The organism is Burkholderia sp. D-99, from assembly GCF_011605345.1.
In the GTDB taxonomy this organism is placed as follows: Bacteria; Pseudomonadota; Gammaproteobacteria; order Burkholderiales; family Burkholderiaceae; genus Burkholderia.
Window position 1 is genome coordinate 1052985 of the sequence record NZ_JAAOXM010000001.1, and the last position, 16093, is coordinate 1069077.

15 protein-coding genes are annotated in these 16093 nt (G+C 65.5%); 10 read left to right on the top strand and 5 right to left on the bottom strand.

Annotated elements, in window-relative coordinates:
- The gene (locus HAV18_RS04595; RefSeq protein WP_166953257.1) at positions 1 to 801 is read right to left on the bottom strand and encodes a hypothetical protein; all 801 of its coding nucleotides are present in this window, start codon (positions 799 to 801) and stop codon (positions 1 to 3) included.
- A 92-nt stretch (positions 802 to 893) separates the two neighbouring features.
- Entirely contained in the window at positions 894 to 1319 is a 426-nt protein-coding gene (locus HAV18_RS04600) for a helix-turn-helix domain-containing protein (RefSeq protein ID WP_166953259.1), read from the bottom strand.
- 137 nt (positions 1320 to 1456) lie between these two features.
- Between HAV18_RS04600 and HAV18_RS04605 the strand changes: the two genes are divergently transcribed.
- Positions 1457 to 1954: a DUF2938 domain-containing protein gene (locus HAV18_RS04605; protein WP_166953260.1), complete on the top strand. Its 498-nt coding sequence runs from the start codon at positions 1457 to 1459 to the stop codon at positions 1952 to 1954.
- A 260-nt stretch (positions 1955 to 2214) separates the two neighbouring features.
- Here the strand turns inward: HAV18_RS04605 and HAV18_RS04610 are convergent, their stop codons facing one another.
- A complete protein-coding gene (locus HAV18_RS04610) occupies positions 2215 to 2655 on the bottom strand; it encodes a MarR family winged helix-turn-helix transcriptional regulator (RefSeq protein WP_069259684.1) in 441 nt (146 codons plus the stop codon).
- 135 nt (positions 2656 to 2790) lie between these two features.
- Here HAV18_RS04610 and HAV18_RS04615 point away from each other — a divergent pair, with 135 nt between their 5' ends.
- Entirely contained in the window at positions 2791 to 4320 is a 1530-nt protein-coding gene (locus HAV18_RS04615) for a DHA2 family efflux MFS transporter permease subunit (RefSeq protein ID WP_166953262.1), read from the top strand.
- Positions 4321 to 4357: 37 nt separating this feature from the next.
- Here the strand turns inward: HAV18_RS04615 and HAV18_RS04620 are convergent, their stop codons facing one another.
- Complete coding sequence (locus HAV18_RS04620) at positions 4358 to 5872, bottom strand: acetyl-CoA hydrolase/transferase family protein (RefSeq protein WP_089432532.1); 1515 nt, start codon at positions 5870 to 5872, stop codon at positions 4358 to 4360.
- A gap of 653 nt (positions 5873 to 6525) precedes the next feature.
- Between HAV18_RS04620 and HAV18_RS04625 the strand changes: the two genes are divergently transcribed.
- Genes HAV18_RS04625 through HAV18_RS04655 form a run of 7 tightly spaced genes read left to right on the top strand, consistent with a single transcriptional unit; the run spans position 6526 to position 13737 of the window.
- Entirely contained in the window at positions 6526 to 7206 is a 681-nt protein-coding gene (locus HAV18_RS04625; RefSeq protein WP_166953264.1) for a CDP-alcohol phosphatidyltransferase family protein, read from the top strand.
- A complete protein-coding gene (locus HAV18_RS04630) occupies positions 7203 to 8012 on the top strand; it encodes a 2OG-Fe(II) oxygenase (RefSeq protein WP_166953265.1) in 810 nt (269 codons plus the stop codon). The genes HAV18_RS04625 and HAV18_RS04630 overlap by 4 nt, the downstream gene beginning before the upstream one ends.
- Positions 8009 to 9010, top strand: a complete 1002-nt coding sequence (locus tag HAV18_RS04635; protein WP_166953267.1) for an HpnL family protein — start codon at positions 8009 to 8011, stop codon at positions 9008 to 9010. Before HAV18_RS04630 ends, HAV18_RS04635 begins: the two co-directional genes overlap by 4 nt.
- Before the next feature lie 35 nt (positions 9011 to 9045).
- Positions 9046 to 9813 carry an NTP transferase domain-containing protein gene (locus tag HAV18_RS04640; RefSeq protein WP_166953268.1) on the top strand — a complete coding sequence of 256 codons (768 nt, stop codon included), beginning with the start codon at positions 9046 to 9048 and terminating at the stop codon, positions 9811 to 9813.
- The gene (gene aepX, locus HAV18_RS04645) at positions 9810 to 11495 is read left to right on the top strand and encodes a phosphoenolpyruvate mutase (RefSeq protein WP_166953270.1); all 1686 of its coding nucleotides are present in this window, start codon (positions 9810 to 9812) and stop codon (positions 11493 to 11495) included. The genes HAV18_RS04640 and aepX overlap by 4 nt, the downstream gene beginning before the upstream one ends.
- A complete protein-coding gene (aepY, locus tag HAV18_RS04650; protein ID WP_166953271.1) occupies positions 11492 to 12673 on the top strand; it encodes a phosphonopyruvate decarboxylase in 1182 nt (393 codons plus the stop codon). The genes aepX and aepY overlap by 4 nt, the downstream gene beginning before the upstream one ends.
- Entirely contained in the window at positions 12673 to 13737 is a 1065-nt protein-coding gene (locus HAV18_RS04655) for a 2-aminoethylphosphonate aminotransferase (protein ID WP_166953272.1), read from the top strand. The genes aepY and HAV18_RS04655 overlap by 1 nt, the downstream gene beginning before the upstream one ends.
- Before the next feature lie 191 nt (positions 13738 to 13928).
- Here HAV18_RS04655 and HAV18_RS04660 read toward each other — a convergent pair whose 3' ends face one another.
- Positions 13929 to 14747 carry an alpha/beta fold hydrolase gene (locus tag HAV18_RS04660; RefSeq protein WP_166953274.1) on the bottom strand — a complete coding sequence of 273 codons (819 nt, stop codon included), beginning with the start codon at positions 14745 to 14747 and terminating at the stop codon, positions 13929 to 13931.
- Positions 14748 to 15231: 484 nt separating this feature from the next.
- Between HAV18_RS04660 and HAV18_RS04665 the strand changes: the two genes are divergently transcribed.
- Positions 15232 to 15972, top strand: a complete 741-nt coding sequence (locus HAV18_RS04665; protein ID WP_166953275.1) for a hypothetical protein — start codon at positions 15232 to 15234, stop codon at positions 15970 to 15972.
- Positions 15973 to 16093: the final 121 nt, after the last annotated feature.

A 16093-nucleotide genomic window follows, 5' to 3' on the forward strand; every position in this document is an offset into this window, starting at 1 on the left:
TCAGTCGTCGCCGATTTCGTCGACGTCGAACGCGACGTCGAGCACCGACGCGATCTCGCGACATGCATGGGTGAGCGAGCGGGAACGGTGGGCGGCACGGCTCACCCCGAGATCGAACCCGGTCGAATACGCGTTGTAATCGGTCCTGCGCTGCCGGTTCAGCACGTCGAACCAGAACGTCACCATATAGTCGCCATTCCAGCGAACCGGCATCACGTGCGTGAATCGCAGTCTCGTGATTGCGTCGTGGCGAAACCGGAAGCTGTCGTCGCCGACGCGGAACCCCGCCCACGCACCGTCGTTCGACACGAATACGGTCAGCGTTTCGTCCAGCGGCGCGGCCGACTGGCCATCTGCCGAAGCGAGGTCGGCCGTCGACACCATTGCCGCGCCCGAACCGTCGCGCCCCGCCTCGACATCCACGTACGCTTCGATCGTCCGCTTCGCCTTGTCGTAGAAACGGCGCGTGACGTCGGGCCGCGCGGCGTCGGCAATCAGAACCAGTTGCTTGAATCGGGCATGCTCGCCGTATCGAAGCGGCACTTCAGGCGGGTCGTCGGGCTCGTCAACCGGTTCGTCCTCCAGACTATCGGCCGGCGCGGTCGCCTCGGGCTGCCCATCGGCCCCACGCCGCCGTTTCACCAAGGCGGCCCCCCACGTCAGCAGCACGGTCTGCGTCGCCAGCACGGCGGCCATCGTCGCGCACCCGGCGAGAAACCCGTAATGCGGCCCGACCTTCGATGCCGCATACGCGGCCGGAAGCACATAAAGCACCAGCAATGGCGCAAGCAATATCGACACGCATCAACCCCGTTGTTCCGGTTTTCGTTTTCGACTTCCAGCCGGGCCCGGCGGCGCCACCCCGCCGCACGCGCATCGCGCGGTATCACGGTCTACGCACCGCCAGCCTTCGTGCGACGCGCCGAATGACGATGCGCGACGATGCGCAGCAGCTTCTGGAACGACGGACATTCGAGATGGCTTGGCGCCGGACACACGGCCGCGTGCCGCAGCATATCGCGCACGGCGCCGAGACGGCGAATCGTGCGGTCGAGTTCGTCGGCCTTGCCGTCGAGCTTCGCGCGATCGATCGCGGGCAGGCCGTCCGCTCCCACCATCGCCAGAATGTCGTCGAGCGAGAATCCGGCCTCGCGTCCGAGCGCGATCAACGTCAGACGTTCCAGCACCGACTCGTCGTATTGCCGCCGCAGCCCCTGCCGGCCGATCGGAGCGATCAGCCCCTTTTCTTCGTAGTAGCGCAACGTCGACGCCGGCAATCCCGAGCGCCGCGCCACGTCCGCAATGTCCAGACGGCTCATGCTTGACCTCAAGTGAACTTGAGGTTGCAAGATAGTTGCTCTACTTCACGAACGCAAGCCCGAAACGCCATGAAACCGCTGAAACCAACCGATATTCCGCCGCACCGCGCAGCAGCCTTCCGCTTCGGAGGTGTGCGATGAATACGTCAGCTATCGTGCTCGACGTGCTGCTGATCGGCACGGGTGCCACGTTCCTGCTGGATCTGTGGACGCTGTTCCGGCGGCGTGCGTTCGGCACGCCGTCGCTCGACTACGCACTGGTCGGCCGTTGGGTCGGCCACATGATGCGCGGCCGCTTCCGGCATGCGTCGATCGTCACCGCGCCGCCCGTCCCGGGCGAGCGCATACTCGGCTGGATCGCGCACTACGCGATCGGCATTATGTTCGCGACGCTACCCGTCGCGATCGCGGGAGCGGAATGGATCGACGCGCCGACCCTGCTCCCCGCGCTCGTCGCCGGCCTTGCCAGCGTGGTCGCGCCGTTCTTCGTGATGCAGCCCGCGTTCGGCTTCGGCATCGCGGCGTCGCGCACGCCGCATCCGGGTGTCGCGCGTCGGCGCAGCCTCATCACGCATCTGTCGTACGGTGTGGGGCTCTATCTGGCGGCGTTCACGCTCGCGGCGCTGGCCCGTTGAGCACACGGACTCGCCAACACCGCGGTAACAGGTAGCGCCGGCTCAGCCGGCCGACGTCGACGCCCGCACAAGCGCTTCGTCGAGCGTGACAGGCGCATTGTCCTGCGCGAGGCGAGCGAAGGCCGCGCGGGGCATCCGCACCGGCGCAACAGAGATGAAGATTCCCATGCCAGCGTGCGGGCCGACGCGGCGTGTGCTGCCACCCGGCGCTCCCGTTGCTGCCAAACCGTTCATCCGGCCTGCCCGGATGGCGCCGCGCCTCACTCTCCGCCGCAGTCGATCAGGTTGTGGCGCATGCGCCCGAGCAGCCGCACCAGCGTATCGCGCTCGTCGGGCGTGAAGCCGCGCAGACCGTCGTCAGCGACGGTGTCACCCACTTCGAGCATCTGCGGAAAGATCTCGCGCGACTTGTCGGTCAGCCGGATCACGAACGCGCGGCGATCGTCGTCGTTCGCAATGCGTTCGATCCAGCCATAGCTTTCCATCCGGTCGAGCAACCGAGTGAGCGAGATCGGCGTGATCTCGAGCCATTCGGCGAGCCGCGCCTGATTCATCTCGCCCTTCCATGTCAGGTACGCGAGCACGCGGCTTTGCGCGCGCGTCAGCCCGATGCGCTTCGCGCGCCGGTCGAACAGGCGCCCGTTCAGGCGGGCCACGTCTGCAATCAGGTAGCCGATCCGGTTCTCGTAGGTCTTGTCCATGCGGGGATTATAGGGTCAAGCCGGCAACCACCCATGGCTCGCGGCACGGCGATAAGCGGATCTATAATAAGCGTGCTTATCATTCCAGCGATACCGGATCGCCGCCCACGGCGACCACCCCACGGAGACACCCGCTTGAACCCCGCCGCCGACGCCCCCGCCTCGCCCGCCCTGAACCGGCCGATGCTGACCCTGTCGATCATGCTCGCCACGCTGATCCAGACCCTCGACAGCACGATCGCGAACGTCGCGCTGCCGCACATGCAGGGCACGCTGTCCGCGTCGCAGGACGAGATCACGTGGGTGCTGACCTCCTATATCGTCGCGGCGGCAATCGCGACACCGCTCACCGGCTGGCTGTCCGACCGGCTAAGCGTGAAGCGGCTGCTGATCGTGTCGATCGCGGGCTTCACGGTCGCGTCCGCGCTATGCGGGCTGTCCGAGACACTCGTGCAGATCGTCGGCGCGCGCCTGCTGCAGGGCGTGTTCGGCGCCGCGCTGGTGCCGCTGTCGCAGTCGATCCTGCTCGACATCAACCCGCGCGAGAAACAGGGCCAGGCGATGGCGATCTGGGGGATGGGCGTGATGGTCGGCCCGATCCTCGGCCCGACGCTCGGCGGCTGGCTCACCGACAGCTACAACTGGCGCTGGGTGTTCTTCATCAACGTGCCGATCGGCGCATTCGCACTCGCCGGCGTGATGACCTTCCTGCCCGCGCGCGCGCCGCGCCCGCACGTGAAATTCGACGCGTTCGGCTTCGCGACGCTGGCGCTCGCGATCGGCGCGTTCCAGGCGATGCTCGACCGCGGCGAACAGCTCGACTGGTTCGGCTCGTACGAGATCCGCATCGAGGCGATCGTCGCGGCGCTCAGCTTCGCGTTCTTCCTCGTGCATACCGCGACCGTCGGCAAGGCGTCGTTCTTCAAGTCGGAACTGCTGCGCGACCCGAACTTCGCGACGGGCACGTTGTTCATCTTCGTGGTCGGCGCGGTGCTGTACGCGACGCGCGCGCTGCTGCCGCCGATGCTGCAGAACCTGATGGGCTACCCGGTCGCGACAACGGGCCTCGTCACCGCACCAAGCGGCGCCGGCACGATGATCGCGATGCTGTTCGTCGGAAGGCTGCTGAAATACGTGGATGCGCGGATGCTGCTGCTCGCGGGGCTGTCGATTTCCGCGCTCGCGCTGTGGCAGATGATGCAGTACACGGTCGTGCTGTCCGAAGCGGACATCGTATGGCCGGGCGTGGTACAGGGCTTCGGGCTGGGGCTCGTGTTCGTGCCGTTGAGCGCGCTGTCGTTCTCGACGCTGCAGCCCGAACTGCGCGCGGACGGCACGGCCACCTACAGCCTGATGCGCAACATCGGCAGCAGTATCGGCATCTCGATCGTGCAGACGCTGATGACGCGCAACACGCAGGTGTCGCACGCCGATCTCGCCGCGCAGATCACGCCGTTCAACCCGGCCGTGCAGGCGATGTCCGGCAGCCATCTCGACATCGCGCTGCTCGACCGCACGATCAACCAGCAGGCATCGATGATCGCGTACCTGAACGACTTCAAGCTGATGTTCGTCGCGACGCTGCTGATGATTCCGCTGTTGCTGCTGATCCGCCCGCCGCGGAAAACGGCGAGCGTGGAGATCGCGCACGCGGCGATGGATTGACGATGCGACGGGCGCGCGCCCGTCGCAGGCCGAAACGTCAGGCCTTCATCGTCCCCGTGCGCACGTAGCGCTCGTGCCACGACAGTGCCTCGGCGAGCAAGTGCGGCGTGTGCTTGCCGAAGCTTTCGCGCGACGCCCGCTCGAAGTAGTCCTCGAGCATCGGCCGGTAGTCGGGATGCGCGCAGGTCGCGATGACCTTGCGTGCACGCTGCTTCGGCGACAGGCCGCGCAGGTCGGCCAGCCCCTGCTCGGTGACGACCACCGCGACGTCGTGCTCGGTGTGATCGACGTGGCTCGCCATCGGCACGATCCGCGAAATCGCGCCGCCCTTCGCGGTACTCGCCGACATGAAGCACGACAGGTAGCCGTTGCGCGCGAAATCGCCCGAGCCGCCGATGCCGTTCTGGATCTTCGTGCCCATCACGTGCGTCGAGTTCACGTTGCCGTAGATGTCGGCCTCGATCATCCCGTTCATCGCGATGCAGCCGAGGCGGCGCACGAGTTCCGGATGGTTGCTGATCTCCTGCGGGCGCAGCACGATCTTCTCGCGGAAAGTCGCGATCTCGTCGGCGAAGCGCTGCACGGCGGCCGGGCTCAGCGACAGCGCGGTGGCCGACGCGAAGCTCAACGTGCCGTCCTGGAGCAGGTCGAGCATGCCGTCCTGGATCACTTCGGTGTAAGCGGTCAGGTTCGAGAAGCCGGCCGAGCTGAGTTCCGCGAGCACCGCGTTCGTGATGTTGCCGACGCCCGACTGCAGCGGCAGCAGGTTTTCCGGCAGGCGGCCGCGCTTCACTTCATGGCGCAGGAAGTCGATCAGCTGCAGCGCGATCTGTTTCGATGTCGCGTCCGGCGCGGAGAATGCATTGCTGCGATCCGGTGCGTCGGTCTCGACGATCGCGACGATCTTGTCGGCCGGGCAGCGCAGGTACGGCTCGCCGATCCGGTCGTCGCTCTTCGTCAGCGGAATCGGCTTGCGGTGCGGCGGCAGCGCGGTGCCGTAATAGACGTCGTGCATCCCGTCGAGGCCGAGCGGCTGGCGCGAGTTGACCTCGAGGATCACGTGCTTCGCGCGTTCGAGCCACGTCTTGTTGTTGCCGATCGATGCGGACGGAATCAGCAACCCGTCCTCGCGGATGCCCGCGACTTCGACGATCGCGACATCGAGATCGCCGTACAGCCCGAACCATGCGTACTGCGCGACGTGGCTCAGGTGGACGTCCTGGTAGTCGACTTCGCCGCCGTTGATCTTGTCGCGCAACGTCGGGTCGGACTGGTACGGAAGGCGCATCGAGATGCCGTTGGTGCGGGCGAGCGCGCCGTCGAGTTCCGGCGCGGTAGACGCCCCCGTCAGCACGTTGATCCGGAAGTCCTCGCCGCGCGTATGCGCCGCGTCGATGTGGGCGGCAAGCGCGGCCGGCACGGCCTTCGGATAGCCCGACCCCGTGAAGCCGCTCATGGCGACGGTCATGCCGGGACGGATCAGCGCGGCGGCTTCGTCGGCGGTGCGGACGAGCGAACGCAGGGCGGGAGCGAGGATGCGTGATGAAGACATGGCTGGTTTCTGACGCTTTGGTCTGTCGTTGACGTCGCTGGGGGTGTCTCCTGAGCGACATGAAGCCCTTGGGGCCGCGAGGGGCGGCCGGCACCACAGGCACGGTCGGAGTATCTCAGAGGCGATCGCCGCGAAATGTCCGCTGTATGAAAAAGATCCTTGCCGGATTTGCCGGGTATCGAACGGCCGTTCTGTGACAGGCACGCCGTTCGAATCGGATGCACACGAAAGGGGCGCGAAAGCATCGAACAGAAAGACCGGTCGACGATCACCAACCTGAGCGCATCAATCGCCGAATTTCCATTGCGATTTATCGCCTGTCGATCGGCAATGATCGATACCCGTCCGGCGCGGCCAATTGTCACCCGATGCGGCTTGCCGCGGCCTGACGCACGTCAAGCTCGCACGCGCCGCGCGACGCGCGCCGGGAAGCGCGAAAAGTACCGCCGCACCGGCCTGTGAGGCCCGTCCGTCCTTGACAGCCGCGCGACGCGAACCACACTGGAATACGGATCCCGCAGCCCCGTTCGGCCGCCCTGTCGCGCACGCGCTTTTCGGTCGGCCGATCGCTGCAAGACGCGGTAACACTCCCTCATGTCAGGACATTGATCGAATAAAAAGCAACAAATTACAATTCCGTATATATTTCGCCGATGGACCAAAGAAAAACCGCCACACGCGCCGAACCGCCCCTGCCACGCACCTGGGATGCGCGGCTCGCGCGCTCGCTTGTCCGACCGCTCGTCGACACGCCCGTCACCCCGAATCACCTCACCACCGTTCGTCTTCTGATCGGCCTCGCCGGCGCCTGGTGCCTCGCGCACGGCGGCTTCGGTTGGAGCAATGCAGGCGCGTTCCTGATCGTGCTGTCGAACTTCGTCGACCACACCGACGGCGAGCTCGCACGCATCAGCGGGAAATCCAGCAAGATCGGTCATTTTTACGACCTCGCGGCGGACGCGCTCGTCACGGTCGCGCTGTTCGTCAGCATGGGCCTCGGCATCGTCGCCCAGGGCGGCCAGATGGCCGCGTCGCCGGTGCTGCTCGGCGCGGTGGCCGGCGCCGCCGTCGCGCTGATCTTCTTCCTGCGCATGCGGATCGAATCGATCGCCGGCAAGGCCGGCACCAAGCAGGCGTTCGCCGGTGGCTTCGAAACCGAAGACGTGCTCTATCTGCTGCCGCTCGTGACGCTCGTCGACGGCGTCGAGCCGTTCCTGCTCGCGGCGTCGATCGGCGCCCCGCTGTTCGCCGCATGGGTCGTGATCGACTGGTGGCGCATCGTCCGGCGCGGCAACGTCCGCCAGAATTCAACTGAAATCCAGGCTTCCAAATGACTCCTAGCACGCGCGACGACTCCGTGCTGAGCCCGGCACGCCCCGCGCCTGCGCGCGCGGCCGCAGCCGATCCCGATCGCACCGTGGCCGACTGCGTCGGCCCGCTCGACCTCGACCGCCTGCGCGGCGACTACACGCGCCAGGGCTCGTTCCTGTACCTCGACGCCTTCCTGCCGGCCGACGCGCACGCGAAGCTCGCGGCGGCGGCCCGCGCGATGCAGGCCGGCCTGAACCGCAATTACCTGCCCGGCCACAAGCAGGGCGGCAGCGTGAGCCGCCATACGATCGACGAGCAGGCGCCGTACATCGCCGAACTGTATCGTTCGAAGGCGCTGATCAGCTTCCTCGAGAAGGTCACGGGCGACAAGCTGATGCTGTCGCCGGACGACGATCCGCACGCGTATGCACTGTATTACTACACGAAGCCCGGCGACCACATCGGCTGGCACTACGACACGTCGTACTACGACGGCCGCCGCTACACGCTGCTGATCGGCGTGATCGACGAATCGTCGTGCCGGCTCGACTACGAGCTGCACACGCGCAATCCGGACGTGGCCGATGAACCGGGCTCCGTGCAGATCGCCGACGGCGGCATCGTGCTGTTCGACGGCGACAAGCTGCGCCACCGCATCACGCCGCTGGGCCAGAACGAGATGCGTGTGTCGCTCACCTTCGAATACGTGACGAACCCCGGCATGCGTCCGTGGAAGCGCTTCGTCTCGAACATGAAGGACGCGATCGCGTATTTCGGTTTCCGCCAGGTGTTCAAGCAACTGGCGACGCGACGCACGACCGGGTCATGACACGCGCCGGCCTGATCCTGCTGTCCCTCGGGACCGCACTCTTCGTTGCACTCCTTGCATGGCAGGGCGTCGGCGCGGTCGCGTCCACGTTCCTCGCGGCCGGCTGGGGGCTCGCGCTCGTCGCGGCGTTCCACGTCGTGCCGCTCGTCATCGACGCGATCGCGATCTCCGTGATGTTCCGCCGCGGCCAGCCGGGCGCCGAGCTCGGCAATGCGCTGCGCGCGCGCTGGGTCGGCGAATCGGTGAACAGCCTGCTGCCCGCCGGGCAGATCGGCGGCCCAGTGCTGATGGTGCGCCACCTCGCGCAGCGCGGCACGCGGATGGCCGACGCGGCGGCGGCCGTCACCGTCAGCACGACGATGCAGGCGCTCGCGCAAATGGCGTTCGCGCTGATCGGCATCGCCGCGTTCAGCCTGTATGCCACGCACGAGTCGGTCGCGCACCTGCGCACGCCCGCGCTGATCGCCACCGGCGTGCTCGGCGCGCTTGCTTTGCTGTTCTATGCCGCGCAGCGGCGCGGGCTGTTCGGCCGCGGCCTGCGCCTCGCGTCGAAGCTGCTCGGCCCGCGCGACTGGTCGTCGCTGGCGACCCGCGCCGACGCAATCGACGACGCGGTCGGCGCGCTGTACCGCGATCGTGCGAAGGTCGCGAAGACGTTCGCACTGAGTCTCGTCGGCTGGATCGTCGGCACCGCGGAAGTGTGGCTCGCGCTGCACTTCCTCGGGCATCCGGTGAGCTGGCTCGACGCGCTGCTGCTCGAGAGCGTCGGCCAGGCCATTCGTGGCGCGGCCTTCGCGATCCCGGGCTCGCTCGGCGCGCAGGAAGGCGGCTACCTGCTGCTCGCGCCGCTGGTCGGACTGCCGCCCGACGCGGCGCTCGCGCTGTCGCTCGCGAAGCGCGCGCGCGAACTCGCGCTCGGCCTGCCCGGCCTGCTCTATCTGCATTTCAGTGAAAGAAACTGGCAGCGGCGCCGTGCGCCGCAGCCGCTCGCCGACTGATCGTTCAGATCGCCGGCTTTTTGGTTGGAGAACCCATGCGAGCCATCATTCTTGCGGCAGGCCTCGGCTTGCGCCTGCAACAACCGCCCGAAGCGCAGTTCCCGAAGTGCCTGCTGCGCTTCGACGACGTTTCGCTGCTCGAGCGCCATCTGCGCGTACTCGACGCCGCGGGCGTCGACGAGATCGTGCTCGGGCTCGGCTTTCAGCACGAGAAGGTCGAGCAGGAACTGAAGCGCCTCGGCCGCCGGGCCGAGATCGTGATCAACGACCGCTACGACCTCGGCAGCGTGCTGACCGTGCATACCGTCGCCGATGCGATGACGCGCGGCGGCGACGTGCTGCTGATGGACGCGGACGTGCTGTACGACGAGAACATCCTGCACGCGCTGGTGGCCGATTCCGACAAGACGGTCGACCGCCTGCTGATCGACCGCGACTTCGAGGCCGGCGACGAGCCCGTCAAGCTGTGCCTGAAGAACGGCGTGCCGGTCGAACTGCGCAAGCAGCTCGCGGTCGACCTCGAATACGACACGATCGGCGAATCGGTCGGCTTCTTCCGCTTCACCGAAGGCACCGCGCGCCGCCTCGCGACGATCGTCGCGGGCTATGTCGACAGCGGCCGCGCGAACATGCCGCACGAGGAAGCCGTGCGTGACCTGCTGCTCGAAGGCGGTCATTCGTTCGACGTCGCCGACGTTACCGGCTCGCCGTGGATCGAGATCGACTTCCCGAACGACGTCGCTCGCGCCACGCAAGAAATCCTCCCCCTGATTCAACGCACCACCGCAGGAGCCGCACGATGAACGCACGCGAACCCAACTTCACCGAATCGCGCAGCGCACGCCTGCGCCGCATGCTCGTCAGCAGCGACCTCGAATTCCTGATGGAAGCGCACAACGGCCTGTCCGCACGGATCGTCCGCGAAGCCGGCTTCAAGGGCATCTGGGCATCGGGCCTCGCGATCTCCGCGCAGTTCGGCGTGCGCGACAACAACGAAGCGAGCTGGACCCAGGTCGTCGACGTGCTCGAATTCATGGCCGACGCGAGCGACCTGCCGATCCTGCTCGACGGCGACACCGGCTACGGCAACTTCAACAACGTGCGCCGCCTCGTGAAGAAGCTCGAACAGCGCGGCATCGCCGGCGTCTGTATCGAGGACAAGCAGTTTCCGAAGACCAACAGCTTCATCGGCGGCGAGCGCCAGCCGCTCGCGGAAATCGACGAGTTCTGCGGCAAGATCAAGGCCGGCAAGGATTCGCAGACCGATCCCGACTTCTCGATCGTCGCGCGTGTCGAAGCGCTGATCGCGGGCTGGGGGATGGACGAGGCACTGCGTCGCGCGAACGCGTACGCGGAAGCCGGCGCCGACGCGATCCTGATCCACAGCAAGCTGTCGCGCCCGGACGAGATCCTGCAGTTCGCGCGCGAATGGAGCGGCAAGGCGCCGCTCGTGATCGTGCCGACCAAGTACTACAGCACGCCGACCGACGTGTTCCGCCAGGCCGGCATCAGCACCGTGATCTGGGCGAATCACCTGATCCGCGCGTCGGCATCCGCGATGCAGGCGACCGCGCGCGAGATCCACGAGAGCGAAACGCTGATCAACGTCGAGGACCGCGTGGCATCGGTCAACGAGATCTTCCGCCTGCAGGACGCCGACGAGTACTCGGCCGCCGAGCGTATCTACCTGTCGTCGTCGTCGCGCGCGTCGAACGCCGCGATCGTGCTCGCCGCGAGCCGCGGCAAGGGCCTCGAAGCCGTGACCGAAGACAAGCCGAAGGTCATGCTGCCGGTCGCCGGCAAGCCGCTGCTGCGCTGGCTCGTCGACGGCTTCAAGACGCACGGCGTGAACGACATCACCGTGGTTGGCGGCTATCGCGCCGACGCGATCGACACGTCGGGCATCAAGCTCGTCGTCAACGAACGCCATGCGCAGACGGGCGAACTCGCGTCGCTCGCATGTGCGGCCGAACGCCTGACCGGCGACACCGTGATCTCGTACGGCGACCTGCTGTTCCGCAGCTACATCGTGCGCGACCTCGCGGAGAGCGAGGCCGAGTTCAGCGTGGTGGTCGATTCATCGCTCACCGAAACCAACCAAAGCGTGCGCGATTTCGCGCTGTGCTCGGCGGCGGACGATCGCGGCCTGTTCGGCCAGAAGACCTACCTGCAACGCGTATCGAGCGACGTCGCCGCCGGCACGCCGCACGGCCGCTGGATCGGCCTGCTGAACGTGCGCGGCGCCGGTGTCGACCGCCTGAAGGCGATGCTCGCGACGCTGCAGGCGCGCGACGATTTCGACACGCTCGACATCCCGTCGCTGCTCAACGAACTGATCGCCGCCGGCGAGAAGATCGAGGTGCAGTACGTGCACGGCCACTGGCGCGGTGTGAACGATCTCGAAGACTTCCGCCGCGCTGGCGACTTCGCGCACGGCCAGACGCCGCTGTCCGAACCGGGCACCGGCAACGGGGGCGCGCAATGATCGAAGCGGCCCAGTTCGTCGAGGCCGCGCGCGAGCGCGGTTTCGACTGGTACGCAGGCGTGCCCTGCTCGTACCTGACGCCGTTCATCAACTACGTGCTGCAGGACCCGACGCTGAATTACGTGTCGGCCGCGAACGAAGGCGACGCGGTCGCGTTGATCGCGGGCGCGACGCTCGGCGGCAAGCGCGGCATCGCGATGATGCAGAACTCGGGGCTCGGCAACGCGGTGAGCCCGCTCACGTCGCTGACGTGGACGTTCCGCCTGCCGCAGCTGCTGATCGTCACGTGGCGCGGCCAGCCGGGCGTATCCGACGAGCCGCAGCACGCGCTGATGGGCCCGATCACGCCCGCGATGCTCGACACGATGGAGATCCCGTGGGAGACGTTCCCGACCGACCCCGAACAGGTCGGCCCGGCACTCGACCGCGCGATCGCGCACATGGACGCGACGGGCCGCCCGTACGCGCTCGTGATGCAGAAAGGCAGCGTCGCACCGTATGAGCTGAAGGCAAACCCGGCGGCCACGCCGCGCGCGCATGTCGCTGCGCAATCGTCGTCGCGTGCCGCGTCGGCCGAAGCCTGGCCGACCCGCCAGGACGCGCTGCAGCGCGTCATCGCGCACACGCCGGTCGATTCGACCGTCGTGCTTGCATCGACCGGTTTCTGCGGCCGCGAACTCTACGCGATCGACGATCGCCCGAACCAGCTGTACATGGTCGGCTCGATGGGCTGCGTGACGCCGCTCGCGCTCGGCCTCGCGCTCGCGCGGCCCGACCTGAAGGTCGTTGCGGTCGACGGCGACGGCGCCGCGCTGATGCGCATGGGCGCGTTCGCGACGCTCGGCACCTACGGCCCGGCCAACCTCACGCACGTGCTGCTCGACAACGGCGCGCACGAATCGACGGGCGGCCAGGCAACGGTGTCGCAGCACGTGTCGTTCGCCGGTGTCGCGGCTGCGTGCGGCTACGCGTCGGCGGCCGAAGGCGACACGCTCGACGTGCTCGATACGGCGCTGGCCGGGTCGCACGACGGTGCGCAGTTCGTGCGCCTGGCGATCCGCACCGGCGTACCCGACGGCCTGCCCCGCCCGACCGTCACGCCGGTCGAGGTCAAGACCCGTCTGATGCGGCACATCGGCGCCGCTCAGACCGAAGCCCACGTTGAAGGAGCCCATTGATGCTGCTGCTGAACCCCGGCCCGGTCACGCTCACCGAACGCGTGCGCCGCAGCCTGCTGCAACCTGACCTGTGCCATCGCGAAAGCGAATTCTTCGATCTGCAGGATGAGGCACGTGCGCGTCTCGTCGCCGCGTACGAGCTCGATCCGGCTGAGTGGACGGCCGTGCTGATGACGGGCTCGGGTACGGCTGCTGTCGAAAGCATGATCGCGGCACTCGTGCCGCAGGACGGCAAGCTGCTGGTGATCGAGAACGGCGTGTACGGCGAGCGGATCACGCAGATCGCAACGCAGTACGGGATCGCGCATGACGTGCTCAAGCATGAGTGGATGCAGGCGCCCGATCTCGCGCAGATCGGCGCACGGCTTGATGCGGGTGGGTACTCGCATGTCGCCGTGATTCATCATGAGACGACGACGGGTCGGCTGAACGATCTCGGTGCGATTGCCGAGGTGTGCCGTTCGCGCGGCGTGAAAATGCTGGTCGATGGCGTCAGCAGCTTCGGCGCGGAAGCGATCGACTTCGCCGGCGGCGACATCGACGCGGTTGCCGCGACCGCGAACAAGTGCCTGCACGGCGTGCCGGGAGCAGCGTTCGTGATCGTGCGCCGCAGTGCGCTCGCGAAGGCTGCGAGCCGTACCTACTACCTCGATCTCGGTCGTCTTGCGAAGCTGCAGGATCAGCGGAATACGCCGTTCACGCCTTCCGTGCATGCGTATTACGCGCTCGTCGAGGCGCTGCGCGAGTTTGATGAGGCAGGTGGATGGCGTGCGCGTCATGCGCATTACAAGGCGCTCGCCGATCAGGCGCAAGCCGGGCTCGCGGCGCGCGGGATGCCGCTGGTACTGCCGGAAGGTGAATCGTCGGTCGTGCTGCGGGCGTATCGGTTGCCGCAGGGTGTGACGTACGAGACGCTGCATGACGGGTTGAAAGCGCGTGGCTTCGTGATCTATGCGGGGCAAGGCGGGCTGTCGAAGGAACTGTTCCGGATTTCGACGATGGGCGCGATTCAAGCCGCTGATGTCGATCGGTTGCTGGAGGGGTTTACGGCGTTGACGCGGTAAGCGTTGCTCGTACCTTCGTCTATGAAAGGCCCTTCTCGCAAGGGCCTTTTTTTATTCCTTGCGGATTTCTTGGAAACGCTGGGCGAGGTGTCGGCATTCGGTCGTACGGGGACACTCGATGACACCGTACGGATCGTCGACAATCACTTCATGCGCCACAGGAAAATCCTCGTTAGCGCTTCGCCTCCCCGCTATTGCAGAGCTTTACCTTGATTGATGAAACCCGCGATCACGCTCGTAAGCTCCTGTGGCCGTTCGAGGGACGGCAAATGTGCGGTACCTGATATCTGGTGGAACGTTCCGCGGGATACGTTAGACGCAACGTAACGACTTCGCTCCTGAATTCCGGGAAGGTCGAGGTCCCCACACATCACCAGCGTCGGTACTAATAGTTCGCCCAACCGTCCGTAAGCGGCCGGTGCATCAGTGTTCGTGCCCGTCGGCGGCAAACCGAGAGCGGCAACGTTCATCTCGTCAAACAGTTTGCGAGCTTCACCCGTCACACGCCCCTCAGGTTGAAACGGACCGTCAAGCCAGAGCGTCGCTCGAATGGCGACGGCCTCTTCAATATCTTTCCTCGCTTCTGCCGCCGCCAAACGGGTGACCAAATCTTCAACCCGCGCTGCATGAGTCATTTTGGGCGCACCTGTCACACTCGGCGCGACAAGAACGAGACCGCGAACATGCGACGGATACCGAAGAGCGGCGTCGAGGGCTATGCCTCCACCTTGAGAGCAGGCAACGAGTATTGCAGGAGACCCACCTGCCACCGATTGGAGAACAGCGATCAAATCTTCAACGGCAGAGTGGTCCTCTGCCTCGGCAACTGTTTCGCCAAATCCGCGTCGATCATAGGCGATAGCTTGGTTGCCAGCGCCAATTTCGCGAATCTGCTGGCTCCACATCCGGCGGTCCGCGACCCGCGCGTGCAAAAATACAATCGGTTCTCCGCTTCCGAAGACTTCCGTTGCCAGCTTGGCACGACCTGAAGCGACTAGAAGGCTTTTCATCGTGAACCACCGCATGTTTGAGAATGTGCATGGTACACGCTGCGCTGACTTGGAGTCTTCGCCGCTGAATGGTCGCTTTACGAGAAACCGGGTGACTGAAAAAGATCGGAGATCGCCACTCGCATACGTCGGCCGCAGGTCGACCACGGCCGACCGCGTCGGGCGGCAGTCGGCCAGAAGCGGAAGTCCGTGAGCGGCTGCTATACGGCGCCCCGGCTCGGGCTGATCGGCAGAGCTCGGTGACTAGGTCGTCCCGGGAAATTCTGCCGTTGCGCCAGGTTCCGCTGGCTGGCGAGTGGCCTCCGATGGACGCCGCTTTCCACATAAATTTAATGGCCGCCAATTCCGGCATGCTGGAGAATTAATGCTTACAGGACAAGGCTTGAGCATCAATGGACCAGGCCTGGTTAAACAGCAGTCGCCAGCGCCAAGCGGCACCGCCTGCTGGATAAACCAATAGTTAGCCATCACAGGGAGAGTCTTCGTGACAACCGCGAAAAGCAAATTCGAAGTCGCCAGCCAGACCTATGCAAAGGCAGCAAAAAAACTGGAGCACCAGTTGCCCGATCCGCAAATTCAAACGGAGGAAGAATCTGAACAACTGATTGGGTTGGGCGTGGCCATCGATTGGACTCGCAGGGCGAGCCATTTGCATCCATTGAACTACGCGAGCAAGTTCCTCAACAAATCAGCAAGGTCCCCCGGCGTGACTGAAATGGTGAGATTCAACCTGGCTTGGTCCGGGATGAACGCACTGTTCTCAAGACCGTCCATACTCGATCTGTTTGGCGGAACAACGGCAAAGAGCGAACTTCAACGCTTCCGTTTCATCTTTGGCAAAGCCGGCCTCAACGCTGCCACCGTAGCCGCTCATGAATCCACGTTGCAGCAGCTTCTTGCGATCCATATCAACACGAGAGTTCCCGGCGTTCCGGCCGGGCAGACAGTCACAACTCTGCACTCGCTCTTCTATAAGTACACGCCAGCCGACGTCCAGAACATGGCCACGGGGAAAGTAATTCGTAATGCATTGACCTCGGGGAACTTTGCAGCTCTTGACCTCCCCCTACTGATCTATGCCATGCGAAATTGGAGTGTCCACGGTGGAATCATTGGGAGCAGCTTCCGCAGTGACACCCGCTTCGACATGTACATCGGAACCGTCCAGATGGCGCTTGCTGACGTACATGAGACCTTGGCAAAGACACTCCTCACCATCGTGTAGGTAATGGCGAACCAGCAGTTGCAGTCGACGCCTAACGGCACGACTGAACGCGATCGTTGAATGTCCGGTTTGCGGCGGCTCAGTCGGGTCGGCTGTACTTCCGCTTTGGGTCGGTAAGCGA

Excerpts from the sequence above, each read along its gene's own strand:
- HAV18_RS04620 (WP_089432532.1), bottom strand. The coding sequence starts at position 5,872 with ATGTCTTCATCACGCATCCTCGCTCCCGCCCTGCGTTCGCTCGTCCGC.
- HAV18_RS04600 (WP_166953259.1), bottom strand. The coding sequence starts at position 1,319 with ATGAGCCGTCTGGACATTGCGGACGTGGCGCGGCGCTCGGGATTGCCG.
- aepY (WP_166953271.1), top strand. The coding sequence starts at position 11,492 with ATGATCGAAGCGGCCCAGTTCGTCGAGGCCGCGCGCGAGCGCGGTTTC.
- HAV18_RS04610 (WP_069259684.1), bottom strand. The coding sequence starts at position 2,655 with ATGGACAAGACCTACGAGAACCGGATCGGCTACCTGATTGCAGACGTG.
- HAV18_RS04630 (WP_166953265.1), top strand. The coding sequence starts at position 7,203 with ATGACTCCTAGCACGCGCGACGACTCCGTGCTGAGCCCGGCACGCCCC.
- HAV18_RS04605 (WP_166953260.1), top strand. The coding sequence starts at position 1,457 with ATGAATACGTCAGCTATCGTGCTCGACGTGCTGCTGATCGGCACGGGT.
- HAV18_RS04625 (WP_166953264.1), top strand. The coding sequence starts at position 6,526 with ATGGACCAAAGAAAAACCGCCACACGCGCCGAACCGCCCCTGCCACGC.
- aepX (WP_166953270.1), top strand. The coding sequence starts at position 9,810 with ATGAACGCACGCGAACCCAACTTCACCGAATCGCGCAGCGCACGCCTG.
- HAV18_RS04640 (WP_166953268.1), top strand. The coding sequence starts at position 9,046 with ATGCGAGCCATCATTCTTGCGGCAGGCCTCGGCTTGCGCCTGCAACAA.
- HAV18_RS04635 (WP_166953267.1), top strand. The coding sequence starts at position 8,009 with ATGACACGCGCCGGCCTGATCCTGCTGTCCCTCGGGACCGCACTCTTC.
- HAV18_RS04655 (WP_166953272.1), top strand. The coding sequence starts at position 12,673 with ATGCTGCTGCTGAACCCCGGCCCGGTCACGCTCACCGAACGCGTGCGC.
- HAV18_RS04660 (WP_166953274.1), bottom strand. The coding sequence starts at position 14,747 with ATGAAAAGCCTTCTAGTCGCTTCAGGTCGTGCCAAGCTGGCAACGGAA.